We start from the raw sequence: 1,385 nt of genomic DNA on the forward strand, positions 1-1,385 counted from the left end.
AAGGTGGTGGTTGAGGGTGGCATGGAGCTGACGGCCAAGGCTGGCGGGAGCTTTGTGAAGATTGATGCGGGTGGGGTGACGATTAGTGGGGCTGAGGTGAAGGTGAATTCTGGGGGTGGGCCGGGTTCCGGTAGCGGAATCGGTATCCTCACCCCTTTGATCCCAGGCCTCGCCGCTGCCGACATTGCCGGTCGCCTGATGAAAGAAGCCAAAACCAATCCGACCTGGCTGGAATTGAACCTGCATTACGACAACCTTGAGCCCGTCCCGGGCGCGTCCTACCGCGTTGACTTTGCAGACGGTTCGACCCGTGAGGGGGTGCTGGACGATGACGGTTTTGCCCGGTTGGAGGATGTCCCGAAAGGACCGGCCAAGGTGTATTACGGCGAGGATCCAAGGCCTTACAACCGTGAAAGCGTATCGGTCGTCCAGAACTCTGACGAAAAGGTCAACGCAGATTTACGCAAGCTCGGCCTGGACCCGGACCAGGTTGATTTACAAGCATTGGTGGAGAAAGCCGCAGGGAGGTTGTCATGAGTGACGAAGTAGTTGAGAGCGCAAACGAAGGTGGCGAAGACCGCAGCGCCGCTTACCAAGAGGCTGCGGTTGAACTGGCAAAAGGTATCGCGCTCGGTGCAGTACCGTTTCTGGGCCAGGCCATCGACGCCTACGACACCATCGAATCCTCTATCGTCCTCTACAACGCAGAGTCGACGGCAGGCAAGGAAGATGCGCAATTTGATCTGCTGATGGCCGTCATCGGCTGGGTTCCAGGACCGGGCGACGGACTGAAAAAGAGCCTGCGCATCGTCAACAAAGACCCGCAACGCTACGCCCCGGTACTGTTCGACCTGCTTCGCTTCGTGTTGCAAGAGTGCGGGATCAAAACCAGCCCCGAAGAACTGCTCAAGCAGATATTCGATGCAGGCAAACTGCGCGCTGAACTAGACGAGATCATCACCGGCGTAAAAGGCTCGTCCACTTTCCAGAGTCTTCCAAACTGGGCGAAAACAGCGGTCGTCACCGTCCTCGCCACCTCTCGCGACAACATGCCAGCCATGGTGGGGATTGTTGAGAAGCGGCTGGTTAAATGGAAAGGGATGCAGCGCAATAGCTCTGCGGCCTCTTCCGGGTCAAGTCACCCCAAAAAAGCGGAAAAGCCCGCAAACAAAGACTCGGCTGTTGCGGCAAAGGGAACCGACGGTGCGAGCGGCACACATTCCAACCAGGTTGAAGCCTCCAAAGTAGGCCTACAGGCGCCAGCCAGCATTTTGAATGAAGGGCTGGGGGTTAGTGGGGAGCATATTGCCGATTACATCTGCGCGGTGGAGTTTGGTTGGGGTAAGGATTGGGATGGGCATGATAAGGGGGCGGATGGGAAGTGG

General features: G+C 57.5%; 2 pseudogenes. Both read left to right on the forward strand.

What is annotated here, in order from left to right:
• A pseudogene (locus BZL43_RS01940) lies at positions 1-537 on the forward strand (type VI secretion system tip protein VgrG); the annotation flags it as partial.
• Positions 534-1,385, forward strand: a pseudogene (locus tag BZL43_RS01945) (hypothetical protein); the annotation flags it as partial. The pseudogenes BZL43_RS01940 and BZL43_RS01945, both read left to right, overlap by 4 nt.

It is taken from the genome of Pseudomonas sp. PICF141 (genome assembly GCF_002286815.1).
Classification (GTDB): Bacteria; Pseudomonadota; Gammaproteobacteria; order Pseudomonadales; family Pseudomonadaceae; genus Aquipseudomonas.